The sequence below is a fragment of the Geodermatophilus telluris genome (genome assembly GCF_900102745.1).
GTDB lineage: Bacteria > Actinomycetota > Actinomycetes > Mycobacteriales > Geodermatophilaceae > Geodermatophilus > Geodermatophilus telluris.
In genome coordinates this window covers 495968-520882 of record NZ_FMZF01000003.1, presented here as the reverse complement: position 1 = coordinate 520882, position 24915 = coordinate 495968, and the positions used below count along the sequence as shown (strand labels likewise).

Sequence of the window (24915 nt, the reverse complement as noted above, 5' to 3'; positions counted from 1 at the left end):
GGGACAGGACGGCCGACCGCCGGCGGTACCGGGGCGGGCGCCCGGTGACCGCGCCGGCACGGGAGGCGCGGTCCGACGCGCCGCTGCTGGAGATGCAGGGCATCGTCAAGACGTTCCCGGGCGTCCGGGCGCTCGGCGGCGTCGACCTCGACGTGCGGGCCGGCGAGGTGCACTGCCTGCTCGGCCAGAACGGCGCCGGCAAGTCGACGCTGATCAAGGTGCTCGCCGGGGCGCACCAGCCCGACGAGGGCACCATCTCCTGGCAGGGCGAGCGGGTCGCGCTGGGCAACCCGCAGGCGGCGCTGCGGCTGGGCATCGCGACGATCTACCAGGAGCTCGACCTGGTCGCCGGGCTCACCGTCGCCGACAACGTCTTCCTCGGCCGCGAGCAGGCGCAGCTGGGGTTCGTGCGGCCCCGCGAGATCAACCGGCGGGCCGCCGAGCTGCTCACCCGGCTCGGCCACCCCGAGATCCGGCCCGGCGCGGAGGTCGGCTCGCTGTCGGCGGCCTCGCAGCAGATGGTCAGCATCGCGCGGGCGCTGTCGCAGGACGCGCGGCTGATCATCATGGACGAGCCCTCGGCGGTGCTCGACAACGAGGAGGTCGAGCGGCTCTTCGCCGTCATCCGCGACCTCACCGCCTCCGGCGTGGCCGTCGTCTACATCTCCCACCGGCTCGAGGAGATCCGCGAGATCGGCGACCGGATCACCGTGCTCAAGGACGGCCGCACCGTGGCCACCGGGCTCCCGGCGCGCGAGACGCCCACCCGCGAGGTCATCACGCTGATGACCGGCCGCACCATCGAGTACGTCTTCCCGGAGCGGCGCACGCCGGTGGCGGCGGGCACCCCGCCGCTGCTGGAGGTCGAGGACCTCGGCCTGCGCGGCGCCTTCTCCGGTGTCTCCTTCACCGTCCGGCCCGGCGAGATCGTCGGGCTGGCCGGGCTGGTCGGGTCGGGCCGCTCGGAGGTCCTCGAGACCGTCTACGGCGCCCGGCGCGCCACCTCGGGCCGGGTGCGCGTCGGCGGCCGGGCGCTGCGCCCCGGCGACGTCGGGTCCGCGGTCGCCGCCGGCGTGGGCCTGGCCCCCGAGGAGCGCAAGAGCCAGGCGCTGCTGCTCGGCGAGTCGGTGGCCCGCAACATCTCGATCTCCAGCCTGGCCCGGTTCGCCCGCGGCGGCTTCCTGTCGGGGGCCGGCGAGCGGGCGGCCGCGCGGGAGCAGGTCCGCTCGCTGGACGTGCGCCCCGCCGACGAGACCCGCGAGGTGCGCACCCTCTCCGGCGGCAACCAGCAGAAGGTCGTGCTGGCCCGCTGGCTGCTGCGCGACTGCCGGGTGCTGCTGCTCGACGAGCCCACCCGCGGCGTCGACGTCGGCGCCCGCTCGGAGATCTACGCGCTGGTGCGCGACCTCGCCGACCGCGGCGTGGCCGTCGTCGTGGTCTCCAGCGAGATCCCGGAGGTGCTGGGCCTGGCCGACCGCGTGCTCGTGGTCGCCGAGGGCCGGGTGCTCGCCGAGGAGCCGGCCGACGCGCTCGACGAGCACCGGGTGCTCGACCTCGTCATGCAGGGGACCACCACGCACGGCGTCGCGCCGGAACTCCACCACACGTCAGGCGCCGGGACGACGCGCCTGGAGAAGACGCAGCACGAAGGGACCGTGGCATGAGCCAGGGCAGCACGGTGACGACGACGGCGGCGACGGGGGCGGCCGAGGGCCGCGGCCGGTCCGGTGGGGGCCTGCTGGCCGGGCCGGTGGGCCGCAACCTGGGCCTGGTAGTCGCGCTGGTCCTCCTGTGCGTCGTCGGCGTGGCCACCGCGGGCGACCGCTTCGCCAGCGTCGACAACGTGCTGACCATCCTGCGGCTGGCCTCGGTCATCGGCGTGGTCAGCATCGGCATGACCTTCGTGATCATCGGCGGGGGCATCGACCTGTCGGTCGGCGCGCTGGTGGCGCTGTCGTCGGTCTGGGCCACCACGCTGGCCACCCAGCAGATGGCCGAGGACACCCACTGGATCGTCATGGTGTTCACGGCGGTCGTCGTCGGCTCGGTCGCCGGGCTGGTCAACGGCCTGGTCATCGCCTACGGGAGGCTGGCGGCGTTCATCGCGACGCTGGCGATGCTGGCCGCCGCCCGCGGCCTGGCCGAGATCATCGCCAACCGCCGCACCCAGATCGTGCGCGACCGCGACTTCCTCGGCTTCTTCTCCGGCGACGTGCTCGGCATCCCGACGCTGGTGATCATCTTCGTGCTGGTCGCCGTGGCCGGCTGGGTGCTGCTCAACCGCACCACGTTCGGCCGGCGCACCTTCGCCGTCGGCGGCAACGCCGAGGCCGCCCGGCTGGCCGGCATCCGGGTGCAGCGGCACACGGTGAAGCTCTACGTGCTGTCCGGCGTCTGCTGCGGCATCGCGGCCGTGATGCTCATGGCCCGCACGACCACCGGCAGCTCCACGCACGGCACCCTCTACGAGCTCGACGCCATCGCCGCGGTCGTCATCGGCGGCACGCTGCTCATCGGCGGCCGCGGCACCGTCGTCGGCACCGTGCTGGGCGTGCTGATCTTCACCACGCTCGGCAACGTCTTCACGCTCAACAACCTGTCGAGCTCGGCGCAGGCCGTCGCCCGCGGCGTGATCATCATCCTCGCCGTCCTGCTCCAGCAGCGGCTGGCCACCGGCGGCTTCAGCTTCCGCCGGCCCACCGCGGGACCGCCGTCCGCAGGCGCCCTCGGCCCCGGCTCGCCGTCCGGCGCGGTCTCCGGTGGCTCGGCCGCCCAGGGCGGACCCGGCGGCACCAGCCCCGCCGCCAGCGGCACGGCGCTCTGACCCCCGGCGCGCCACCGGCGCGCCGGACCGCACCACCCACCGGGCCGTCCGTCCGGTGGCGTCCCACCCGACTCCCGGACAGGGAGGCGACACCCGAGGAGAAGAGCATGTTTGCAACGAGGCAGCGTCCGTTCCGCCGCCTGCCGTACGCCACGGTCGCCCTGCTCAGCGCGGGCGTGCTCGTGGCCGGCTGCACCAGCAACACCCCGGAGGAGTCCAGCGGCGGCGGCGGGGGCAACCAGGCCGCCAGCGACAACGACGAGGCCGGCGACACCGTCACCATCGGCTTCTCCGCGCCGGCGGCCGACCACGGCTGGATGGCCGGCATCACCGAGGCCGCGCGCGCCGAGGCCGACGGCTACGAGGACGTCGAGCTGGTGGTCGCGGAGGGCACCAACGACGTCAGCACCCAGATCAGCCAGGTCGAGACCTTCATCAACGACGGCGTCGACGCCATCGTGCTGCTGCCCTTCGACGGCGCCGCGCTGACCCCGGTCGCGCTGCAGGCGATGGAGGCCGGCATCCCGGTCATCAACGTCGACCGCGAGTTCGACAGCCCGTTCGCCGCCCGCGCCACGATCCTCGGGGACAACTACGGCATGGGCGTCTCGGCCGGCACCTACGTCTGCGAGCAGCTCGGCGACCAGCCCGACGCCGTCGTCGCCGAGATCGCCGGCATCGACTCGCTGCCGCTGACCCAGGACCGCAGCCAGGGCTTCGCCGACGCGCTGGCCGACTGCGGGCTCGAGGTGAGCAACCGCGTCGCCGCCGACTTCACCGTCGAGGGCGGCGAGGAGGCGGCCTCCAACCTGCTGCAGGCCGCGCCGCAGATCGACGCCATCTGGAACCACGACGACGACCAGGGCGTCGGCGTGCTGGCCGCGATCGAGAGCGCCGGCCGCGACGAGTTCTTCATGGTCGGCGGCGCCGGCTCGGCCAACGCGATGCGCGCCATCCAGGAGGGGAACTCGGTGCTGCAGGCGACGGTCATCTACCCGTCGACCCAGGCCGCCGACGGCGTGCGGCTGGCCCGCCTGCTCGCGCAGGACAAGGCCCTGTCCGACCTGGTCGAGGTCGAGGTCCCGCGGCAGATCGTGCTCAACGCGCCGGTCGTCACCGCGGACAACGTCGACCAGTACATCGACAGCGCCTTCGAGTCCTGATCCGCCCGGACGGGGCCGCCGGTGCACGCCGGCGGCCCCGTCCCACTCCGGGAGCCCTCATGACCTCACCTGACCGGCCGACCCTCGGGGTGGGCCTCATCGGACACGCCTTCATGGGCGCGGCGCACTCGCAGGCCTGGCGCACCGCCCCCCACTTCTTCGACCTGCCGCTGCGGCCGGAGCTCACCGTGCTGGCCGGTCGTGACGCCGCCCGCGTGGCCGCGGCCGCCGGCACGCTGGGCTGGTCGTCCACCGAGACCGACTGGCGCCGCGTCGTCGAGCGCGACGACGTCGACCTGGTCGACGTCTGCACCCCCGGCGACACCCACGCCGAGATCGCCGTCGCCGCTCTCGAGGCCGGCAAGCACGTGCTCTGCGAGAAGCCGCTGGCCAACTCCGTCGCCGAGGCCGAGGCGATGGCCGAGGCCGCCGCCAAGGCCGCGGCCCGCGGCGTGCGGTCGATGGTCGGCTTCACCTACCGCCGGGTGCCCGCGATCGGGCTGGCCCGCAAGCTCGTCGCCGACGGCCGGCTGGGCGAGATCCGGCACGTGCGGGCGCAGTACCTGCAGGACTGGATCGCCGACCCCGCCGCGCCGATGTCGTGGCGGCTGGAGAAGGACAGGGCCGGCTCGGGTGCGCTCGGCGACATCGGGGCGCACATCGTCGACCTGACGCAGTACGTCACCGGCCAGCAGCTGACCGGCGTCAGCGCGGTGCTGGAGACGTTCGTCAGGGAGCGCCCCCTGCCGGCCTCGGCAGGCTCGCTCACCGGCGTCGGCGGCGAGGGCACCGGCACCGTCACCGTGGACGACGCCGCCGTCTTCCTCGGCCGCTTCACCGGCGGGGCGCTGGGCGTCTTCGAGGCCACCCGCTTCGCGCTCGGCCGCAAGAACGGCATCCGCATCGAGATCAACGGCTCGGCGGGGAGCCTGGCCTTCGACTTCGAGGACATGAACGTCCTGGAGTTCTTCGACGGCACGGAGCCCGCGGAGACCGCCGGGTTCCGCCGGATCCTCGTCACCGAGCCCGAGCACCCCTACGTCGCCGCCTGGTGGCCGGCCGGGCACGGCCTGGGCTACGAGCACGGCTTCACCCACCAGGTCGTCGACCTCGTCAGGGCGATCGCCGGGGACGAGGACCCCGCGCCGTCCTTCGCCGACGGCCTGCAGGTGCAGCGGGTGCTCGACGCCGTCGAGCGCAGCGCCGCCGACCGATCGACCTGGACCGAGATCCCGTCATGAGCCGAAAGGACGTCTTCTGATGCCCCGTCCCGTCACTCTCTTCACCGGCCAGTGGGCCGACCTGCCCTTCGAGGAGGTGTGCCGGCTGGCCTCGGAGTGGGGCTACGACGGCCTGGAGATCGCCTGCTGGGGCGACCACCTCGACGTGCTGCGCGCCGCGGAGGACGACTCCTACGTCGCTGAGCGCAAGGCGCTGCTGGAGAAGTACGGCCTGTCGGTCTTCGCGATCTCCAACCACCTCAACGGCCAGGCCGTCTGCGACGACCCGATCGACGAGCGGCACCGCGACATCGTGCACAAGCGGGTCTGGGGCGACGGCGACCCCGAGGGCGTGCGGCAGCGCGCGGCCGAGGAGATGAAGCTGACCGCCCGCGCCGCGGCGAAGCTGGGCGTGAAGACCGTCGTCGGGTTCACCGGGTCGAAGATCTGGAAGACCGTCGCGATGTTCCCGCCGGTGCCCGAGTCGATGGTCGCCGACGGCTACCGCGACTTCGCCGACCGGTGGAACCCGATCCTCGACGTCTTCGACGAGGTCGGCGTCCGGTTCGCCCACGAGGTGCACCCGTCGGAGATCGCCTACGACTACTGGACGACGGTGCGGACGATGGAGGCCATCGGGCACCGGGAGGCCTTCGGGCTGAACTGGGACCCGTCGCACTTCGTGTGGCAGGACCTCGACCCGGTCTCGTTCATCTGGGACTTCCGGGACCGGATCTACCACGTCGACTGCAAGGACGCGAAGCGCCAGGTGGGCAACGGCCGCAACGGCCGGATGGGCTCGCACCTGCCCTGGGCCGACCCGCGGCGCGGCTGGGACTTCGTCTCCACCGGCCACGGCGACGTCCCGTGGGAGGCATGCTTCCGGATGCTGAACACCATCGGCTACGACGGGCCCATCTCGGTGGAGTGGGAGGACGCCGGCATGGACCGCCTGGTCGGCGCCCCGGAAGCGCTGGCCTTCGTCCGCCGGCTGGCCTTCGACCCGCCGGCCGCCGCCTTCGACGCGGCCTTCTCCTCGGGCAACTGAGAGAGGACCTCCCTGCCCCCCCGCCACTCGCGCGCTCGCGGCGGGATCCTGCAGGGAGGCCGTCAGCGGCGCGCCGCCCGCACTCAGCGGGCGGCGCGCCCCCGGCCGAGGACCGCCAGGGCCACCAGCACGACGACGGCGGCGACCTCCACCCAGAACGTCTCCCACCACAGCGTCGCCGTGGTGGTCTCGACGAACCCGAAGAGCCCGACCGTCGTCGACAGCAGCAGCGCGGCCAGCGACCCGGCGGCGAACAGGGCCCCCAGCAGCGCCACCCAGGACAGCAGGCGGGGTGGCGCGACGAGCAGCAGCAGCGCGCCCCCGGCGCCGAGCACCGCCTGCAGCAGGAACGCCGGGCCGATGACCTCGATGCCGCTGTAGCCCTGCTGCCACAGGTAGACGTGGATGCCGGCGATCGCGACCAGCAGGACCGCGCCGGCCACCCGCAGCACCCCGGTCGCGGCGCCGGCCCGTGGCGGCCGGGTCGCGGTGCCCCCGGTCACGAGCTCACCGTCACCGGGGTCTCCATGCCCATCGCCCGGTGGTTGGCGACGGAGCAGTAGAAGACGTACTCGCCCGCCTCGAGGGTGACCGTGAGCGTGGCCGAGGCGCCCGGGGCGATGGTCTCGGTGGCGGCGACGTCCGCGCCGTCCCGCTCGACGACCAGGTCGTGGGTGGCGTTGCCCTCGTTGACCACCTCGATCGTGTACTCGCCGGGGGACAGCGAGCTCGCCGAGAGCTCGATGAACATCTCGCCCTCGGTGGCGGTGAGGGTCTGCGCCTCGGCCGGGGCGGCCTCGCCGGTGGGCGCGGCGCTCTCCGGCGCGGCGCTGCCCCCGGCGGCGCTCCCCGACGGCGGGCCCGCGCTCGACGCGTCCGCCGACGGGCTCTCCGAGTGCTCGCCGTCCGCGTGCGCGGTGGTCGCGGCCGCGTCGGCGGTGCCGTCGTCGCCGGAGCAGGCGCTCAGCAGGCCGACGGCCAGGGCCAGGACGAGTGCCGCGCCGCGGCGGGTGGGGTGGAGCATGCGGGCCTCCTCGGAGCCGACGGGGGTCCTGCTCCGTCCGCGGCCCCCGTGGGTCGCGATACTGCAACCTTGCAGCACTTCCCGGAACCCCTTCCGGCCCCGTTCACGACGGGAACGGAACGGTGCTGGTCCGCCGGCACCAGGCCACCACGACCGCCAGCACCTCCGGGTCGACGGGCCGGCGCAGCTCGCCGCGGTAGGCCCGCAGCGACGCCGGGCCCGGCTGGCGGCGCAGGGTGTGGGTGAGGTCGGGGACCAGGTGCGTCTCGACCGGCCCCGGGACCGCCGCGGCGACCACCGCGAGGTCGCCGGGGCGGACCTGCAGGTCCTTGCTGCCGGTCACCGCCAGCACCGGCACGGCCAGGCGCGCCAGGTCGGTCCGCGGGTCGTGGTCGAGGAACTCGCGGGTCCACCGCGCGTTGACCCGCACGCCGCCGACACGGGCGACGTCGGTCGTGGTGGCGCGGATCCGCTCGTGGTTGGCCGCGACCCTCGCCTCCAGGTCGGTGCGCAGCAGGCGCAGCAGCCCGCGCACCGGCGCGGGCAGCGTCGGGCCGATCTGCCGGGCCTGCCAGCGCAGCAGCTCGTCCCCGGGGGTGGCCGACGCGGACAGCAGCACGACGCCGGCCACCGGGACGCCGCGCGCGGCCACCGCGGCGGCGAGCAGCGCGCCCTCGCTGTGGCCGGCCAGCAGCACCCGGTCGCCGTCGACCTCGGGCCGCGCGGCGAGCAGGTCGTGGGCCCGGGCGAGGTCGTCGACGTTGTCGTGCAGGCCGGCCCGCCGCCAGTCGCCGGGGGTGCCGCCGACGCCGCGCTTGTCGTAGCGGAGCGAGGCCAGGCCGCCCGCGGCGAGGGCGTGCGCCAGGGCGCGGGTGACGCCCAGGCGCGCCCGCGGGTGGTCGGAGTCGCGGTCGACCGGGCCGGAGCCGGACGCGAGCAGCACCGCGGGGACGGGGCCGGTGGCGTCGGGCAGGGTGAGGGTGCCGGCGAGCGGGGGCTCGCCGGGCACGGTCACGGCGACCTCGCGCACGGTCAGCGCCCGACGGGGACGGCCGACGCGACGGCGGCCGCGTCGGCGGCGGACACCAGCACGGCGTCGTAGCGCTGGCCGGCGAGGCCGATGCGCACGGCCGGCTCGCCGCGGCGCACGCTGACCAGCGTCCGGTCACCGCGCCGCCGCCAGGTGCCGACGAGGCGCAGGCCGGGCAGGCCCAGGCCGGGGGCGCGCAGGCCGCGGGTGGCGGCGATGCCGTCGGGGACCACCTCGACCGAGCGCACCGCGGACAGCGGTACCTCCAGGTCGCGCAGCAGGCCGAGGACCTTCTCGGCGCGGGTGAGGGTGACGGTGAGGGTCTCGGCTGTCGCTCGGATGGTCGCCATGGCACGATCGTTATCGATCCTGAGACCGTTGTCAATCGTGATAGAGGTGAGGCGCGTGGCGTCTGCGGACCTGCTCCTGCACCCGGTGCGCCTGCGTGTCGTCCAGGCACTGCTCGGCGACCGGACGCTGACCACCGGCGACCTGCACGCCGAGCTGCCCGACGTCCCGGTCGCCACGCTCTACCGGCACGTCGGCGTGCTCGCCGACGCCGGCGTCCTCGAGGTCGTGGGGGAGCGGCGGGTGCGCGGCAGCACCGAGCGCACCTGGCGGCTGGTCACCGCGGCGGCCTCGGTCGGGCCGGAGGAGGCCGCCGCCCTGGGGCCCGAGGAGCACCGGCGGGCCTTCGGCACGTTCGTCGCCGCGCTGCTGGCCGACTTCGACCGGTGGGTCGACGGCGCCGCTGCCGTCCCGGGCGGGCTGGACGCCGCCCGGGACGGGGTGGGCTACCGGATGACCGGCCTGTGGCTGGACGACGAGGAGTTCGCCGCCCTGCTCGGCGACCTGCGCGCGGTGCTGGCCGGGCGGCTGGGCAACGGGCCCGGCGGCGCGCGCCGCCGCCGGCTGGTCGGGACGGTCCTCCTGCCCGGCTGAACCGGGACGGGCGTCAGGCGGCGCGGGCGAGCCGGCGCTCGGCCTTGCGCTCGGCCTTGCGCTCGGCCCGGGACACCCGCCGGTTGGCCTTCGCCAGCGTCCTGCCGGCGCGCGCGACCCTGCGGTCGCCGCGGTCGACGGTGCCGCGGGTGAGCAGGCCGACGCCGATGCCCAGCAGCCACACGTCCTTGGCGATCGACAGCCCCTGCTCGGTCGGCGCGAGGCTGCCCTCCTTGCGCATGCCCGGCGTCCGCAGGTAGAGGCCCAGCAGGCCGCCGGCGAACCCGGTCAGCGCGGCCCCGGCGAGCGCGGTGGGTACGAACGGCGTCAGCAGCGCGGCGCCGACGGCGATCTCGGCGGTGGACAGCGCCCGCACGAACTGGCGCGGCTCGACGCCCTGGAGGAACGGGTAGGTGCCGGTGGCGAAGCCGTGCAGCCCGGCCGCGGTCTGCTCGTCGGCGGCGCGCTTGCCCAGGCCGCTGTTGAGGATGTACGCGCCGGCCGAGATGCGGGGGCCGATCTCGGACAGGGTGATGGGCAGTGCCACGGGCACTCCTCGGGTCGTCGGGGACGGTCGGGGGTCCTCTTCCCGACCGTCCCCGACGGAAACCGCGCCGGGCTCAGCGACCGCCGCGCCGCGACCGGCCGCTGAACGACGCCGCCGAGTGCGTCCCGGCCCGCGCGGCCAGCTCGGCGCGGGTGCGTGCCGGGCCCTGCGGGCTGCGGGACTGGGTGGTGCGGGTCTGGGCACGGCCACCGCCGGCCGCGGGGGTGGCGGCCGAGCCGCCGCCCGCGCCGCCGCCGCGGCGCCGCCGCCCGCCGCCGCCGCCCTGCCCCTGCGGCTGGGGAGCGGGCGCGGGGGCCGGCTCGACGTGGGGGGCGACCGGGCCGGTGAGCTCGCCGATCCGCTCCGCGCCGGGGCGGACCTGGCTGACGATCGGCGTGATGCCGGCCTGGCGGGTCAGCGTGCGGACCTCGCCGTGTTGGTCGGGCGTGGAGACGGTCACGACCGTGCCGCCGGCGCCGGCCCGCGCGGTGCGGCCGGAGCGGTGCAGGTAGGCCTTGTGCTCGGTCGGCGGGTCGACGTGCACCACCAGCGCCACGTCGTCGACGTGGATGCCGCGGGCGGCGATGTCGGTGGCGCACAGCACCCGGGTGCCCCCGGTGCTGAAGGCCTCGAGGTTGCGCTCGCGGGCGTTCTGGCTGAGGTTGCCGTGCAGGTCGACGGCGGGGACCCCGGCGGCGGTGAGCTGCTTGGCGAGCTTCTTGGCCTGGTGCTTGGTGCGGGTGAACAGCACGCTGCGGCTCAGCCCGGAGGCCAGCTGGCGGACCACCTCGGGCTTGTCGGCGGCCGACACCTGGAACACGTGGTGGGTCATCGCGGCCACCGGCGCGACGGCCGGGTCGACCGAGTGCGTCACCGGCGACTCGAGGTAGCGCTTGACGAGCACGTCGACGCCGTTGTCGAGGGTGGCGGAGAACAGCAGCCGCTGGCCGCCGCGCGGGGTGCGGTCCAGGAGCCGCTTGACGCCGGGCAGGAAGCCCAGGTCGGCCATGTGGTCGGCCTCGTCGAGCACGGTGACCTCGACGGCGGACAGGTCGGCGTGGCCCTGGCCGACGAGGTCCTCGAGCCGGCCGGGACAGGCGACGACGACGTCGACACCGGCGGCCAGCGCCTGCACCTGCGGGTTCTGCCCGACGCCGCCGAAGACGGTGGTCGCGCGCAGGCCGAGCGCGGTGGCCAGCGGCTCGACGGTGGCCAGCACCTGGTTGGCCAGCTCGCGGGTGGGGACGAGCACCAGCGCCCGCGGCCGGCGGGCCTGGCGCCGGGTGGTCGAGGCGGCCAGCCGGGCGACCAGCGGGAGGGCGAAGGCGATCGTCTTGCCCGAGCCGGTGCGGCCGCGGCCGAGCACGTCGCGGCCGGCCAGGCTGTCGGGCAGCGTGGCGACCTGGATGGGGAACGGCGCGGTGATGCCGCTGGCGGTGAGCACCTCGACCAGCGGGGCGGGCACGCCGAGCGCGGCGAAGGTGGTGTCGGTGGGCAGCACGGTGGCGACGTCGCCGGCGGGGATCTCGGCGGGCGCGGCCACCGGGACCGTCGTCGTCGCGGTGCCGGTCGCGGTGCCGGCGGGGGTGCCGGCGGTGGGGCTGCCGGCGCCGCGGCCGCGGCCGCCGCGACGGCGGCGCGGCCGGGAGCCGGCGGACGTGGGGGACTGCGGGGAGGTCATGGGTTCCTCGGTGGTACTCGGGTCGCCGTCCTCGGTCACCGCACGCGGGCGCACGCCGGCCCGGGGTCCGGGCGGGTCGCGCCGTCGATGACGTCGGACAGCCGGGCGCGCCTCGGTGGCGCTGCACCAGCCCGACGTCGAGTCCTCGCGCTCCGGGTGAGCGGGGGCGGCGCCGGTACCCCCACTCAACCAGACGCGACCGCCGATCCTGCCGCCGGCCAGGCGAGTCGCGTGTCACACCCACCCGTCCGGAGGGGTCTCAGGCGCCGCGGTAGGTGCGGCGGTAGGCGCCCGGCGCCACCCCGATCGCGGCACGCAGGTGCTGGCGCAGCGACGCCGTCGTCCCGAACCCGGCGTCGGCGGCGACCCGGTCCACCGAGGCGTCGGTGGACTCCAGGAGCCTGCGGGCCAGCGCGATCCGCTGGGCGGCCAGCCAGCGCAGCGGCGAGAGGCCGGTCTCCTCCCGGAACCGCCGGGTGAAGGTGCGCACGCTCATCCGGGCGTGCCGGGCGAGGTCGGCGAGCGTGAGCGGCTCGGCCAGGTGCTCCAGCGCCCAGGCGCGGGTGGGCGCGGTGCCGGCGTCGCCGGGCTCGGGCAGCGTCCGCTCGACGAACTGCGACTGCCCGCCCTCCCGCCACGGGGCGACGACGTTGCGCCGCGCCACCCGGTTGGCCACCTCGCTGCCGTGGTCGCGCCGCACCAGGTGCAGCAGCAGGTCGATGCCGGCGGCCACCCCGGCCGAGGTGAGCACGTCGCCGTCGTCGACGAACAGCACGTCGGGGTCGAGCCGGACGGCGGGGAAGTTGCGGCGGAAGGCCTCGGCGTCCCGCCAGTGGGTGGTGGCCGGCCGCCCGTCGAGCAGGCCGGCCGCGGCGAGCACCGACGAGCCGGTGCAGACCGACACCATCCGCGCCCGCCCCGCGGCCTCCCGCAGGGCGTCGCGCAGCCCGTCGGGGATGAGCCCCTCGACGACGGCGGGGCCGCCCATGATCCCGGGCACGACCACGGTGTCGGCCTCCGCGAGCACCGACCCGTCGTGCTCCGGCAGGACCGAGAAGCCGTCGGCGGTGCGCACCGGCCGCCCGTCGAGGGTGGCCACCCGCACCCGGTAGAGCGGCCGCCCGTGCTCGTCCTCGGCCAGGCCGAGCAGGCGGTAGGGCAGCCCCAGCTCGAAGCCCACCACCCGGTCGACGGCGACGACGACCACCTCGTGCGGTCGGGGCGCTGGTGTGGGTGCGCTCATGGCCGGACTCGGGCCTGATCGCATGGCCGGATCCTTGCACGTGTTGGCCGTCGGGCCACTGGCCCGGCCGCCGGGCCGTCGGTCATGCTCTCTCGACGTGACGACGACCGCGCCCGCCCGCACCCGCCGAGTGCACCCCGCGTGGTGGGTGGCCGCGGTGACGTTCCTGGCGCTGGTCGGCGCCGCGGCGTTCCGGGCGGTGCCCGGCGTGCTCATCGACCCGCTGCGCGCGGAGTTCGGCTGGTCGGTCTCGACGATCTCGGCCGCCGTCGCGGTCAACATGGCGCTCTACGGGCTGACCGCGCCGTTCGCCGCCGCCCTGATGGAGCGGTTCGGGATCCGGCGGGTGGTCGTCTGCGCGCTGCTGCTCACCGCGCTCGGCAGCGGCCTGACCGTCTTCATGACGGCGAGCTGGCAGCTGGTGCTGCTGTGGGGGTTCGCCGTCGGGCTGGGCACCGGGTCGATGGCGCTGTCGCTGGTGGCCACGGTGACGGGCCGCTGGTTCGTGGCCCGCCGCGGGCTGGTCAGCGGCATCCTCACCGCCGGCGGCGCGACCGGGCAGCTGGTGTTCCTCCCCGTCGTCGCCGCGGTGGCGCAGACGAGCGGCGGGTGGCGCGCGGCGTCGCTGGGGACGACGGCGGCCGCGCTCGCCGTCGTCCCGCTGGTCGCCTGGCTGCTGCGCGACCGGCCCCGCGACGTCAGCACCGTCCCCTACGGCGGGACCGCGGCCGACGACGTCGACCCGGTGCGCACCGGCGCGGCCCGCGCGGCGCTGCAGGGCCTGGCGCAGGCGGCCCGGTCGCGGCCGTTCTGGCTGCTCGCGGCGGGCTTCTTCATCTGCGGGGCGTCGACCAACGGGCTGGTGCAGCCGCACTTCATCCCCGCCGCGCACGACCACGGCATGCCCGTGACGACGGCGGCCTCGCTGCTGGCCGTCGTCGGCGTCTTCGACATCGCCGGGACCGTGCTCTCGGGCTGGCTCACCGACCGCACCGACCCGCGGGTGCTGCTGCTGGCCTACTACGCGCTGCGCGGGCTGTCGCTGTTCCTGCTGCCGCCGCTGTTCGGGCCGGACCTGCACGTCAGCATGGTCGCGTTCATCGTCTTCTACGGCCTGGACTGGGTGGCCACCGTGCCGCCGACGCTGGCGCTGTGCCGCGAGCACTTCGGCGCCCGGGCACCGGTCGTGTTCGGCTGGGTGTTCGCCTCGCACCAGGTCGGTTCGGCGGTCGCCGCCTTCGGTGGCGGCGTGATCCGCGACGTGACCGGCTCCTACGACCTGGCCTGGTTCGGCGCGGGCGCGCTGTGCCTGGTGGCCGCGGCGCTGTCGATCTCGATCCGCCGCCGCCCGGCGCCGGCCGGGCCGCCCGCCGTCCCCACCGAACCCACCACCGCCTCGGCCGCCACCACCCACGGCTGAGACGGCGGGTCCGCCCGTCTCAGCCGGTGGGCTCGAGGGTGAAGCGGACGGTCTGCACGCGGATCGAGTCGCCCTGGAACACGAGCGTGTCCACGCCCTCGGCGCGCGCCTTCTCCGACACCGCCGTCCACTCGATGAACAGCACGTCGTCGACGTAGTGCCGGACCGGGATGTCCCAGGTGGCGTCGGGGATCTCGCCGAGCAGCCCGGCGAAGGCGCTGCGGATCTCGTCCCTGCCCCGGATGACCCCCTCGGGCGTGATGAAGACGGCGTCCTCGGCGTAGTCGGCCGCGACGGCGTCGGCGTCGCCGGCCTGGATCGCGGCCACGTGCTGCTCGAAGATCTCCTGCGGGGTGCGGGCCATGGCTCCTCCTCGGTCACCCCCGGTCGGGCGCCCGAGGGTGCTCCGCCCGTGCGGCCGGCACCAGCCCCCGCCACCCGGTCTGCGCGCGTTCCTCGCGCCGTGCCGGTCCCGCAGCACCCGCAGTGCGCGAGGACCACCGGCCGTGGTGGTCCTCAGGCCGGCGAGCTCACCGGTGGCGGCCGTGGACGACGCCGATCACCCGGGCCAGCGCGTCGGCCGCGGCCGGCGGGCGGCCGAACGACATGAGGTCCACCGGCAGCCGGAAGCGCTGCCGGGTGATCGCCTTGGCGCGGGTGAACTCCTTGAGCCCGTCCTCGCCGTGGATGCGGCCGAAGCCGCTGTCCCCCACGCCGCCGAAGGGCAGGGCGGGCACCGAGGCGAAGGTGAGCACCGAGTTCACGCTGGTCATGCCGCTGCGCATCCGGCGGGCGAGGTCCATCGCCCGTGCCCGCGACCGGGAGAACACCGCGCCGGCCAGACCGTAGGAGGTCGCGTTGGTGCGCTCGAGCGCCTCCTCCGCGTCGGCCACCCGGGTGATGGTCAGCGTGGGGCCGAAGGTCTCCTCCTGCACCGCGGCCGAGGACTCGGGCACGTCGAGCAGCACGGTCGGCGCCACGTACCTGGCGTCGGGGGACCCGCCGTCCACCGTGCCGCCGAGGACCGCCCGCCCGCCGGAGGCCGTCGCGTCCTCCAGGTGCCGCCGGACGACGTCGGCCTGGGCGGCCATCGTCATCGGCCCGTAGGCGGCTCCGTCGTCGGACCCCGGGCGCAGCCCGCGCACCCGCTCGGTGACCTCGGCGACGAACCGGTCGTAGACGGCCGACGTCGCGTAGACGCGCTCGATGCCGATGCAGGTCTGCCCGGCGTTGCTCATCGCGCCCCAGACCGCGGCGTCGGCGGCGGCGGCCACGTCGGCGTCGTCGTCGACGATCATCGCGTCCTTGCCGCCGAGTTCCATGAGCACCGGGGTGAGCGTCTCGGCGCAGGTGGCCATGACCTTCCGCCCGGTGGGCGCCGAGCCGGTGAAGGCGAGCTTGCCCACGCCCGCCCGGCACAGCGCCGCGCCGGTCTCGCCGTACCCGGTGACCACCTGGAAGGCGTCGGCGACGTCGGGGACGGCGGCCCGCCACGCGGCGGCCAGCCACGCGCCGACGGCCGGCGTGTGCTCCGACGGCTTGAACACGACGGCGTTGCCCGCGGCCAGCGCGTAGGCGATCGAGCCCATCGGCGTGAACACCGGGTAGTTCCACGGGCCGATGACGCCGACGACGCCGAGGGGCTGGTACTCCAGGTGCGCGGCGTGGTTGGCCGCCAGCGCCCCGACGCGCACGCGGCGCGGGCCGAGGGCGCGGCGCGCGTGCGCCCCGGCCCAGGCCAGGTGGTCGACGGCCAGGGCGATCTCGAGGACGGCGTCGGCGTGCGGCTTGCCGTTCTCCCGGTGCACCAGGTCGGCCAGCTCGTGCAGCCGCCGGGCGAGGTGGCCGCGGTAGGCGGCCAGCCGCTGCCGGCGGCCGTCGAAGCCGAGCCCGGCCCACCGCTGCGCCGCCGGGCGGGCGCGCTCGACGGTCGCGGTGACCGCCGGCACGTCGTGCACGGGGAAGACGCCGACGACGGCACCGGTGGCCGGGTCCGTCGACTCGAACGTCTCCGTGGTGGCGTGCCGGTCGACCGTGCCCGCGACGGCGTCGGTGACGGTGTCCATCTGCTCGGCGAGCGACATGCGGCGGAGGGTACCCGGCAAGTTACCGGTGCGTAGCTCCGTTCGCGGACCCGCCCGGCCGGTCGCGCGCTGCCATGCTGAGGCCGTGTCCGACCCCTTCGCCACCGCGGAGCTGCGCCGCCGGGTGCTGGCCGCGTGGACCGCCTCCCCGGCGCGCTTCCGGGAGGACGCCAACGCCGAGGAGGACCTCGTCCGCGGCGGGTACCGCGACCGGCTGCTGGTGGAGCTGGCGCAGAACGCGGCCGACGCCGCCGTCCGGGCGGGCGTCCCGGGTCGGCTGCGGCTCGAGCTGGCCACCATCGGGAGCGGGGTCGGCGGCGGGGGAGAGGTGCTGCACGCGGCCAACACCGGGGCGCCGCTGGACGCCGACGGGGTGGGCGGCCTGGCCAGCCTGCGCGCGTCGGCCAAGCGCGACGGGCGAGCGACCGTGGGAGCTGCGGGCGGGCCGCCGGTCCAGACCGTGGGCCGTTTCGGGGTCGGCTTCGCCGCGGTCCTCGCCGTCTCCGACGAGCCCGCGGTCCACTCGCTGCACGGCGGCGTGCGGTTCAGCGCCGCCCGCACCCGTGCCGAGGTCGCCGACGTCGCCGCGCTCGCCGAGGAAGTGGCCCGCCGCGAGGGCGCCGTCCCGGTGCTGCGGCTGCCCTGGCCGGCCGAGGGGGCGCCGCCCGAGGGCCACGCCACCGAGGTCGTGCTGCCGCTGCGCCCGGGCTCGCGGGTCGCCGTCCGCACCGCGCTGGAGCAGCTGCCGGCCGAGCTGCTGCTCGCGCTGCCGGGCCTGGCCGAGATCGAGGTGGTCGTCGACGGCGCGACCCACACGCTCGCGTGCGCGCACACCCCGCCGCTGGCCCGGCTGCGCGACGGCGACCGCACGCGGACCTGGCGGGTGGAGGAGCGCACCGGGGAGCTGGCCGAGGAGCTCTTCGCCGGCCGCCCGGTCGAGGAGCGCGCCCGCCGTGGCTACACCGTCACCTGGGCGGTGCCGCTCGACGACGACGGCCGGCCCGAGCCGCTGCCCGGGCGCCAGGTGGTGCACGCGCCGACCCCGAGCGACGAGCCGCTGTCGCTGCCCGCCCGGCTGGTCGCCCCGTTCCCGCTCGGCCCCGACCGGCGGCACGTCGCCCCCGGCCCGGTCACCGACGCGCTGGTCGGCGTCTGCGCGGAGGCCTACGCGGGCCTGCTCGCCGCGCTGGCGCCGGACCCCGCCGTCCTGGGTCTCGTGCCGCGCACCGGCCTGGCCGCCGCCGCGCTCGACGCCGCGCTGGGCAGCGCGGCGCTCGACCGGCTGCGCGCGACGCCCTGGCTGCCGCTGGCCGAGGACCCCGAGGGCCGTCAGACCGCCGCCCGGGCCACCGCCCTCGACGACGGCGCCGAGGAGCGCACCGCCGTCCTGGCCGGGGTGCTGCCCGGCCTGCTGCCGGCCGGCTGGGGGCGGCGCGAGGGCGCCCCGGCGCTGGCCGCGCTCGGCGTCCGGCGGGTGGGACCGGCCGAGGTGGCGGAGGCCGTCGGCGGGGTGGCCCGACCCCCGGCGTGGTGGGCGCGGCTGTACGCCTCGCTGGACGGCGCCGACCGCGAGGAGCTCGGCGCGCTGCCCGTCCCCCTGGCCGACGGGCGGACCGCGCCCGGACCGGCCGGCGTGCTGCTGCCGGCCGACGACCTGCCCGTCGAGCGGCTGGGCCCGCTGGCGCTCCGGGTGGCGCACCCCGACGCGGTCGCCCCGCCCGCCGCGCGGCGGCTGCTCGAGCGGCTCGGCGCCCGGGCGGCCACCGCGGCGGCGGTCCTCGCCGACCCGGCGGTGCGCGCCGCGGTGGAGGCGTCGGTGGACGCCGTCGAGGAGGACTGGGCCGACGGCGACCCCGCCGACCTCGCCCGCGCGGTGCTCGCGCTGGTGGCGGCCGCGGGCACCGCGCCCGGGGAGCTGCCGTGGCTGGCCGAGCTGGCGCTGCCCGACGCCGAGGGCGCCTGGGCGCCGGCGGGGGAGCTGCTGGTGCCCGGCGCCCCGCTCGCGGCGGTCCTGGAGGACGGCGCGCTGGGCCTGCTCGACCCCGCCTTCGCCGACGCCCAGGACCCGGCGGCGCTGCGGGCGGCCGGCGTGCTGGTCACCTTCGCCCTGGTGCGCGCGGAGGACCCCGACGACCTCGACGTCGACGCCGCCGGCGCGTGGGCCGACGCCGTCCTCGACCGGCTGCCCCCCGGCCCGCCGCCGGCCTGGCCGCCGCTGTGCGCCGTCCGCGACCTGGAGCTCGTCGCCGACTGGCCCGGCGCGCTGGCGCTGCTGGCCGACGCGGCGGAGGAGGCGTGGGCCGACGTCGTCGTCGGCGGCGTGGCAGCCCCGGGCTACCTGCGCTGGTGGCTGACCACCCACCCGGTGCTCGGCGGGCGGCGGCCCGACCGGCTGTGCGCGCCGGGCAGCCGCGAGCTGCAGGGGCTGTACGACCCGGCGTCCGGCCCGCCGCGGGTGCTCGAGCGGCTGCGCCCGCCGGCCACCGTCGGTGACGTGCTCGCCGACGTCGACGCCGCGCTCGACCTGCTCGACCGGCTCGGCGACCCGCGGCGGACGGTGTCGCCGGCGGTCCTGCGCACGGTCTACGCCCGGCTGGCCGAGGCCCTCGACGACGTGGACGTCGACCCGCCGGCCGGGGTGCGGGTCGCGGCGGACCGGGTGGCCGACCCCGGCCGCGAGTCCGTGCTGGTGCTCGACGCGCCGTGGCTGCAGCCCCTGGTCGACGGCGTGCTCGTCCCCGCGGGCGGGGCGCCCGCGGCGGTGGCCGACCTGCTCGACCTGCCGCTGGCCTCCGAGCGGGTGACCGGCACGGTGACCAGCCACCCGGTGCGGCGGCACCCCTGGTCGGCGCTGCCCGGCGCCGCGCTGGCCGCGGCCCGGCTGGGCGTCGCCGAGCTCGACGGTGAGGTCGCCGTCCACGAGCAGTTGCTCGTCGGCGGCCGGCCGGTGCCCTGGTGGCCGGCCGGCGACGCCGACCACGTCGACGGCACCGCGCCCGCGCTCGGCCGGGCGCTGGCCTGGCGGGCCGGGGCGTGGCCGCTGCGCCAGGCGCTGGCCGAGGCGTTCGCCGACCCCCGCCGGGCCGCCGACCTCGCCGCGGAGGACGCCGTCGGCTAGGAGAAGGACCCCCTGCCCCCCACCGTTCGCCAGCTCACGGCGGGCCCCTGCAGGGGGCCTAGAACCAGCGCGGGGCGGCGAGGGCGCCGGGTGCGTGGCCGTGGGCCGACGGGCGGCCGACCGGTGCGCGGCCGGACCGGCCGGCGTGCGGCACCGACGCGACCGACCGCCAGCAGCGGTACAGCGACAGCCACTGCTCGGCGGTGAGCGCCGCGGCACGGGTGGTCGGCGGCAGCCCGGCCGTGCGCAGCCAGCGCACCCCGGCAGGACCGGGCAGCTGCGCCCGCAGGGCCGGACCCAGGGCGGCGCCCGGCGAGGTCAGCACGGCGGAGACGAGCCGGTCGAAGCGGGCGGCGTCGTCGGCGGACAGGGTGGCGCGAGCGGCGGTCGCCGCCGGGCCGGGGGAGCGCAGGGGACGTGACACGGGGGCCTCCTGGGGGGAGGTCGGACCGGCCGCGGACGGCCGGCAGCCAGGGGAGGAGCGCGCCGGAGTCCGGGCGCGAGGGGAGCGGGGAGCGCGGGGCTCGACCCGCGGGCGTCCGGTGCGGACGCGGGCGTCGTCGCGAGGGCGGCTCAGGAGCGCATGCGCCGACCGTAGGGCCGGCCGCCCGGACCGGTCGACCGGTTTTCCCGGACCCCGGGTCAGGCCCGGTCGTCCCCGCCCGGGGTGCGGCTGCGTGCGGCCCGGCGCGCCTGGTGGGCCTCCCAGCGCTCGCGGTCGCGCGCCCGGGCGCCGGCGCCGCGCTGCCACCGGACCGCCCGGCGCTGCGCGCGGTACATCTCGCGCTCCTCGAAGTCGGGGTGCTGCTCCCAGTCGCCCGCCATCGCCAGGACGACGAGCAGGACGAGGCCGAAGACGGACAGTCCCGCGGCCATGATCACGTTGCCCAGGCCGAGGAACGCGAGGGCGGAGACCGCCGCCCAGATCAGCCCCGCCAGGACCAGCCGCTTGCTCACGCCGACCAGTATCCCCGCGGCGGACGCACTGCCGGTCGGGAGCGCGTTCCCGCAGGTGACCGGCCGGTTCGGACACACGGGGCTGTGTCGGACGGTACGGCCGCGGCCGGCCGGACCCCCTTGTGCACAACCGGTCCCGGGCCTAACGTCCTCGGTGCGGTTCAAACGACAGCCGTGAACGCCAACGCTGGACTCTGCGCCGTGGTGTGGCTCCCGGGCCGCTCTCATCCGCACGGGCCCGCCCTCGACCGAGGAGCGCACCGTGACCACCATCTCCCCTGGCCCCACCGACGACCTGCTCACCGTCGAGACCCACGCCGTCGACGGGGCCGCGCGCCTCGTCCTCGCCGGTGAGGTCGACTGCTCCACCGCACCCCTGCTGCGCCGCGCCCTGGACGAGGCCTTCGCCGACGGGTCCCGCTCGGTGACCGTCGATCTCGAGGCGGTCACCTTCCTCGACTCGGCCGGTCTGTCCACCCTGGCGATCGCGCACCGCACCGCCGTCGGCCACGGCGTCCGGCTGCGGGTCCTCGTGGGCACCCGCGCCGTGGCCCGCGCCCTGCAGGTGACCGGGCTGTGGGAGCTCCTCGGCGTCGAGCAGGTCGAGCCCCGCGCCGGAGCCGGCGCGGCCTGAGGACGGGCCTCCACCTGGCTGCGCACGGGCGCAGGTGGAGGAGCAGACTCGGCGACGGCGCCGGTCCGAGGCGGAGCCGGCCGTGTCGACGAGGAGGACGCCGTGCGGAACGCGGTCATCTGTGAGCCGCTGCGGACCCCGGTCGGGGGCTTCGGGGGATCCCTGCGGGACGTGCCCGCCCAGGACCTCGCCTCCACGGTCGTCCGGGCGCTGATGGAGCGCACCGGCCTGCCGCCGGAGTCGGTCGACGACGTCGTCCTCGGCCACTGCTACCCCACGATGGAGGCCCCGGCGATCGGCCGGGTCGCGGCGTTGGACGCCGGCCTGCCGGTGACCGCCGGCGGCATCCAGGTCGACCGCCGCTGCGGCTCCGGCCTGCAGGCGGTGCTCTACGCGGCCATGCAGGTGCAGACCGGCGCCGCCGAGGTCGTCCTCGCCGGCGGGGCCGAGTCCATGAGCAACGCGCCGTTCTACTCGCAGGCCATGCGCTGGGGGGTCAAGGCCGGCCCCGGGGTGCTGCTGCAGGACGGCCTGGCCCGCGGTCGGGTCACCGCCGGCGGGGTGCACCACCCGGTGCCCGGCGGCATGCTCGAGACCGCGGAGAACCTGCGCCGCGAGTACTCCATCGGCCGCCAGGAGCAGGACGAGTACGCCGTCCGCAGCCACCAGCGGGCCGCCGCGGCCGCCGCGGAGGGGCGGTTCGCCGACGAGATCGTCCCGGTCACCGTGACGGGCCGGAAGGGCGACACCGTCGTCGACCGCGACGAGCACATCCGCCCCGACTCGAACGTCGAGACGCTGGCGAAGCTGCGGCCGATCCTCGGCAGGGACGACCCCGAGGCCACCGTCACCGCCGGCAACGCCAGCGGCCAGAACGACGGCGCCGCGGTCTGCGTGGTCACCTCGCCGGAGAAGGCCGCCGAGCTCGGCCTGCGCCCGCTGGCCCGGCTGGTGTCCTGGGCCGTCGCCGGCGTGCCGCCGCGGACGATGGGCATCGGCCCGGTCCCGGCGACGGCCAGGGCGCTCGACCTGGCCGGCGTCAAGCTGGCCGACGTCGACCTCATCGAGCTCAACGAGGCCTTCGCCAGCCAGGTGCTCGCGGTGACCCGCGAGTGGGGCCTCACCGAGGGCGACTTCGACCGGGTGAACGTCAACGGCTCCGGGATCTCGCTGGGCCACCCGGTCGGCGCCACCGGCGGGCGCATCCTCGCCACGCTGACCCGCGAGATGGCCCGCCGCGAGGCCCGCTACGGCCTGGAGACGATGTGCATCGGCGGCGGGCAGGGGCTCGCCGCGCTGTTCGAGCGCGTGTAGCCCACCGGGCGGGTGCCGGGGGCTGCCCGGCATGATCGGCCGGCAGCCCCCGACCCCGAGGAGCACCCATGACCCAGACCCCCGCCCGCGTCGCGATCGTCACCGGCGCCGCCCGTGGCATCGGTGCGGCGACCGCGCTGCGCCTGGCCGCCGACGGCTTCGCCGTCGCGGTGATCGACCTCGACGAGGCCGCCACCGCCGCCACCGTCGGGGCGATCGAGGCGGCCGGCGGGCGGGCGCTGGGCGTGGGGGCCGACGTCGGCGACCCCGAGCAGGTGCAGGCCGCCGTCGACCGGATCGCCGCCGAGCTCGGCCCGCCGGTCGTGCTGGTCAACAACGCCGGCGTCACCCGCGACAACCTGCTGTTCAAGATGACCGACGCCGACTGGGACCTGGTCATGCACGTCCACCTGCGCGGCTCGTTCCTCATGACCCGCGCCTGCCAGCGGTACATGGTGGACGCGAAGTGGGGCCGGGTGGTCAACCTGTCGTCCACCTCGGCGCTGGGCAACCGCGGCCAGGCCAACTACGCCACCGCGAAGGCGGGCCTCCAGGGCTTCACCAAGACGCTCGCGCTGGAGCTCGGGAAGTTCGGCGTCACCGCGAACGCCATCGCGCCGGGGTTCATCCAGACCGAGATGACGAAGGCGACCGCCGAGCGGCTCGGCCGCGACTGGGACGAGTACGTGGCCGAGCGGGCCGCGGCGATCCCGGTGGCGCGCGGCGGCGTCCCGGAGGACATCGCGCACACCGTCTCGTTCTTCGTCAGCGAGGGCGCGGGCTTCGTCTCCGGCCAGGTCGTCTACGTGGCCGGCGGCCCGCGGACGTAGGACGCGGCCTCCCTGCAGGGGCCCGCCGCGAGCGTGCGAGCGGTGGGGGGCAGGGAGGTCCTTCCGCTAGGACGACGGGTCGCGGTCGGGGTAGCGGGCGCGAGCCAGGGCGTAGACGCCGAACGCCGCGAACCCCGCCGCGACGACGCCGAGCAGCCACGGCCCGGCGCCGGTGCGGCCGATCGCGGTCATCGCGCCGTCCAGACCGGTGGCGGTGGAGACGTCGGCGGTGGTCGCCGCCCGGAACAGCAGCACGCCGACGACGCCGAACGCCACCCCCTTGGCCGCGTAGCCGACCCGCCCGACCCCCTCGATCACCGGCTCCCAGCGGTCGGGCGCGGCGGGCAGGTCGACGTCGCGCATGAACCCGCCGGTGACCCCGCGCCACAGCGAGTAGACGCCCACCGCGAGGACGCCGACCGCCGCCGTCCCGACCGCCACCGCGCCGCCGGGCACCTCCAGCGTCTCCCCGGTGAGCTCGCGCAGCCGCTCGTCGGCCTCGTACTCCGCGCCCACCGCGAACAGCAGCGCGGTGACCGCGAGGACGGCGTACACCGCGGCCTTGGCCAGGCACTTGGCGCAGACCACCGCCGTGCGGGTGCGGTGCTCGCGGTCGAGCAGGCCGCGCCACCACAGCAGCACCTCGCCGCCCTGCCACAGCGCCAGCGCCAGCAGGCCCAGTCCGATCGCCCACAGCAGCACCGCCCCGCCGGGCGTGCGCGCCACCGTCTCCAGCGCCCCGGTCTGGTCGGCGTCGGTGCCGCCCGCGCCGCGGGAGAGCCGCCAGGTGAGCCAGCCGATGAGCAGGTGGACGACGCCGTAGGCGACCAGCCCGACCCGGGCCAGGGCCTCCAGCACCGGGTGGTCGGTGACCTCCCGCGCCGTCGTCACGACGCGGTGCACCCGGTCGAGCAGCGGCCGGTACCGGGTCACCGACCGATCGTCGGGGACGCCGCTCAGGTCCGCTCGGGGTACCGCGCCCGCACGAAGCAGAACGCGCCGAACGCCGCGATCCCCAGTGCCACGAGCGTCAGCAGGACCCGGCCGAAGGGCGCGTCGAGGATGGTCCGCAGGGCGCCGTCGAGACCGGAGGCCCTGGCCGGGTCGAAGGTGACCGCGGCGTAGACCAGCAGCGCGCCGACCAGGCCCAGCGCGACGCCCTTCGCGGGGTAGCCGACCTGACCGAGCCGGGTCACCGTCCGCTCGGCCGCCGGGGGCGCCGAGGCCAGGTCGATCTCCTCGAGGAAGCCCTTCCTCAAGCCCTTGACGACGTGGTGCACGCCGACCCCGATGACGACCAGCCCGACGACGGCGACCAGCCAGCGCCCGCCGGGCCAGCCGAAGACACCGGCGGCCGTCTGCTGCTGCTGGCCCGAGCTGGACTGCCCGCCGCCGGTGGCGAACCGGAACGCCAGCACGGCCAGCGCCGCGTACACGACCGCCTTCGCGACGGCCTTGACCGACTTCTGCACCGCCCGCTTCCGCGCGTCGCCGGACGCCGACCAGCCCGAGCGCCAGCGGACCACCTCGGCCGCCTGCCACAGCGCCAGCGCGACCAGCCCGATGGCGAGCACCCACAGCAGCGGCTTGCCCACGGGCGACTCGGCCAGGGTGGCCAGCGCCCCGGACTGGTCGGCGGACTCGCCGCTGCCCCCGCCCCAGGCCAGCTGCAGCGCCAGCCACGCGATGAGCACGTGGACCATGCCGTAGGCGATCAACCCGACCCGGGCGAGGTGTTCCAGGGCGTCGCTCTGGCCCGCCCGGCCGGCCGCGCCCGCTGCTGTCCCCGGACCGCTCATGGCCAGGTCTCCTCTCGCACCCCCGTGTGACTGTCCA

Annotated in this window: 24 protein-coding genes; 11 read left to right on the top strand and 13 right to left on the bottom strand. The window is 76.6% G+C overall.

Translation table 11 applies throughout. The annotated features are described in order from the left end of the window. Window positions 1-44 precede the first annotated feature (44 nt). The 5 genes from BLQ97_RS12850 to BLQ97_RS12830 all read left to right on the top strand — a co-directional run bounded on the left by BLQ97_RS12850 (window position 45) and on the right by BLQ97_RS12830 (window position 6255). Window positions 45-1664 (top strand): sugar ABC transporter ATP-binding protein, encoded by a 1620-nt coding sequence (locus BLQ97_RS12850; protein ID WP_245692133.1) that lies wholly within the window; start codon window positions 45-47, stop codon window positions 1662-1664. After that, window positions 1661-2824 carry an ABC transporter permease gene (locus tag BLQ97_RS12845; RefSeq protein ID WP_091366240.1) on the top strand — a complete coding sequence of 388 codons (1164 nt, stop codon included), beginning with the start codon at window positions 1661-1663 and terminating at the stop codon, window positions 2822-2824. The genes BLQ97_RS12850 and BLQ97_RS12845 overlap by 4 nt, the downstream gene beginning before the upstream one ends. Before the next feature lie 107 nt (window positions 2825-2931). After that, window positions 2932-3987, top strand: a complete 1056-nt coding sequence (locus BLQ97_RS12840; RefSeq protein WP_091366239.1) for a substrate-binding domain-containing protein — start codon at window positions 2932-2934, stop codon at window positions 3985-3987. A gap of 59 nt (window positions 3988-4046) precedes the next feature. Beyond that, the gene (locus tag BLQ97_RS12835; RefSeq protein WP_091366238.1) at window positions 4047-5228 is read left to right on the top strand and encodes a Gfo/Idh/MocA family protein; all 1182 of its coding nucleotides are present in this window, start codon (window positions 4047-4049) and stop codon (window positions 5226-5228) included. Window positions 5229-5247: 19 nt separating this feature from the next. Then, complete coding sequence (locus BLQ97_RS12830; RefSeq protein WP_091366237.1) at window positions 5248-6255, top strand: sugar phosphate isomerase/epimerase family protein; 1008 nt, start codon at window positions 5248-5250, stop codon at window positions 6253-6255. A gap of 83 nt (window positions 6256-6338) precedes the next feature. Here the strand turns inward: BLQ97_RS12830 and BLQ97_RS12825 are convergent, their stop codons facing one another. The 4 genes from BLQ97_RS12825 to BLQ97_RS12810 form a co-directional block, all read right to left on the bottom strand. Continuing rightward, window positions 6339-6758 (bottom strand): hypothetical protein, encoded by a 420-nt coding sequence (locus tag BLQ97_RS12825; protein WP_091366236.1) that lies wholly within the window; start codon window positions 6756-6758, stop codon window positions 6339-6341. Next, window positions 6755-7279, bottom strand: coding sequence for a cupredoxin domain-containing protein (locus BLQ97_RS12820; RefSeq protein WP_091366235.1), 525 nt, complete (start codon window positions 7277-7279; stop codon window positions 6755-6757). The genes BLQ97_RS12825 and BLQ97_RS12820 overlap by 4 nt, the downstream gene beginning before the upstream one ends. Window positions 7280-7382: 103 nt before the next feature. Next, complete coding sequence (locus BLQ97_RS12815) at window positions 7383-8309, bottom strand: alpha/beta hydrolase family protein (RefSeq protein WP_217637170.1); 927 nt, start codon at window positions 8307-8309, stop codon at window positions 7383-7385. A gap of 2 nt (window positions 8310-8311) precedes the next feature. Then, a complete protein-coding gene (locus tag BLQ97_RS12810) occupies window positions 8312-8659 on the bottom strand; it encodes a hypothetical protein (protein ID WP_091366233.1) in 348 nt (115 codons plus the stop codon). Between the two features lie 55 nt (window positions 8660-8714). On the opposite strand from BLQ97_RS12810, the gene BLQ97_RS12805 reads away from it, so the two are divergent. Further along, the gene (locus BLQ97_RS12805; RefSeq protein ID WP_217637169.1) at window positions 8715-9251 is read left to right on the top strand and encodes a helix-turn-helix domain-containing protein; all 537 of its coding nucleotides are present in this window, start codon (window positions 8715-8717) and stop codon (window positions 9249-9251) included. A 13-nt stretch (window positions 9252-9264) separates the two neighbouring features. Here the strand turns inward: BLQ97_RS12805 and BLQ97_RS12800 are convergent, their stop codons facing one another. The 3 genes from BLQ97_RS12800 to BLQ97_RS12790 form a co-directional block, all read right to left on the bottom strand. After that, window positions 9265-9798: a hypothetical protein gene (locus tag BLQ97_RS12800; protein ID WP_091366232.1), complete on the bottom strand. Its 534-nt coding sequence runs from the start codon at window positions 9796-9798 to the stop codon at window positions 9265-9267. A 73-nt stretch (window positions 9799-9871) separates the two neighbouring features. Beyond that, window positions 9872-11479: a DEAD/DEAH box helicase gene (locus tag BLQ97_RS12795; protein ID WP_245692131.1), complete on the bottom strand. Its 1608-nt coding sequence runs from the start codon at window positions 11477-11479 to the stop codon at window positions 9872-9874. A gap of 259 nt (window positions 11480-11738) precedes the next feature. After that, complete coding sequence (locus BLQ97_RS12790; protein ID WP_245692129.1) at window positions 11739-12722, bottom strand: GlxA family transcriptional regulator; 984 nt, start codon at window positions 12720-12722, stop codon at window positions 11739-11741. Window positions 12723-12819: 97 nt separating this feature from the next. On the opposite strand from BLQ97_RS12790, the gene BLQ97_RS12785 reads away from it, so the two are divergent. Then, on the top strand, window positions 12820-14142 hold the full coding sequence (locus BLQ97_RS12785) for an MFS transporter (protein ID WP_245692128.1): 1323 nt from the start codon (window positions 12820-12822) through the stop codon (window positions 14140-14142). 19 nt (window positions 14143-14161) lie between these two features. Here the strand turns inward: BLQ97_RS12785 and BLQ97_RS12780 are convergent, their stop codons facing one another. Together BLQ97_RS12780 and BLQ97_RS12775 are read right to left on the bottom strand one after the other, a co-directional pair. Then, a complete protein-coding gene (locus tag BLQ97_RS12780) occupies window positions 14162-14506 on the bottom strand; it encodes a nuclear transport factor 2 family protein (protein ID WP_091366229.1) in 345 nt (114 codons plus the stop codon). 166 nt (window positions 14507-14672) lie between these two features. Beyond that, complete coding sequence (locus BLQ97_RS12775) at window positions 14673-16226, bottom strand: aldehyde dehydrogenase family protein (RefSeq protein ID WP_091366228.1); 1554 nt, start codon at window positions 16224-16226, stop codon at window positions 14673-14675. An 85-nt stretch (window positions 16227-16311) separates the two neighbouring features. Here BLQ97_RS12775 and BLQ97_RS12770 point away from each other — a divergent pair, with 85 nt between their 5' ends. Continuing rightward, window positions 16312-19344 (top strand): sacsin N-terminal ATP-binding-like domain-containing protein, encoded by a 3033-nt coding sequence (locus tag BLQ97_RS12770; protein WP_091366227.1) that lies wholly within the window; start codon window positions 16312-16314, stop codon window positions 19342-19344. A gap of 58 nt (window positions 19345-19402) precedes the next feature. Here the strand turns inward: BLQ97_RS12770 and BLQ97_RS12765 are convergent, their stop codons facing one another. Both BLQ97_RS12765 and BLQ97_RS12760 read right to left on the bottom strand, forming a co-directional pair. Then, on the bottom strand, window positions 19403-19768 hold the full coding sequence (locus BLQ97_RS12765; protein WP_091366226.1) for a hypothetical protein: 366 nt from the start codon (window positions 19766-19768) through the stop codon (window positions 19403-19405). 218 nt (window positions 19769-19986) lie between these two features. After that, complete coding sequence (locus BLQ97_RS12760) at window positions 19987-20301, bottom strand: hypothetical protein (RefSeq protein WP_091366225.1); 315 nt, start codon at window positions 20299-20301, stop codon at window positions 19987-19989. A gap of 262 nt (window positions 20302-20563) precedes the next feature. On the opposite strand from BLQ97_RS12760, the gene BLQ97_RS12755 reads away from it, so the two are divergent. The 3 genes from BLQ97_RS12755 (at window position 20564) to BLQ97_RS12745 (ending at window position 23079) form a co-directional block, all read left to right on the top strand. After that, the gene (locus BLQ97_RS12755) at window positions 20564-20935 is read left to right on the top strand and encodes an STAS domain-containing protein (protein WP_245692126.1); all 372 of its coding nucleotides are present in this window, start codon (window positions 20564-20566) and stop codon (window positions 20933-20935) included. Between the two features lie 102 nt (window positions 20936-21037). Beyond that, entirely contained in the window at window positions 21038-22249 is a 1212-nt protein-coding gene (locus tag BLQ97_RS12750; RefSeq protein WP_091366224.1) for an acetyl-CoA C-acetyltransferase, read from the top strand. Window positions 22250-22317: 68 nt separating this feature from the next. Next, window positions 22318-23079, top strand: a complete 762-nt coding sequence (locus BLQ97_RS12745; protein WP_091366223.1) for an SDR family oxidoreductase — start codon at window positions 22318-22320, stop codon at window positions 23077-23079. Between the two features lie 66 nt (window positions 23080-23145). Here the strand turns inward: BLQ97_RS12745 and BLQ97_RS12740 are convergent, their stop codons facing one another. Both BLQ97_RS12740 and BLQ97_RS12735 read right to left on the bottom strand, forming a co-directional pair. Then, window positions 23146-24012 carry a DUF1206 domain-containing protein gene (locus BLQ97_RS12740; RefSeq protein WP_091366222.1) on the bottom strand — a complete coding sequence of 289 codons (867 nt, stop codon included), beginning with the start codon at window positions 24010-24012 and terminating at the stop codon, window positions 23146-23148. A gap of 23 nt (window positions 24013-24035) precedes the next feature. Beyond that, window positions 24036-24878 (bottom strand): DUF1206 domain-containing protein, encoded by an 843-nt coding sequence (locus BLQ97_RS12735; RefSeq protein WP_091366221.1) that lies wholly within the window; start codon window positions 24876-24878, stop codon window positions 24036-24038. Window positions 24879-24915: the final 37 nt, after the last annotated feature.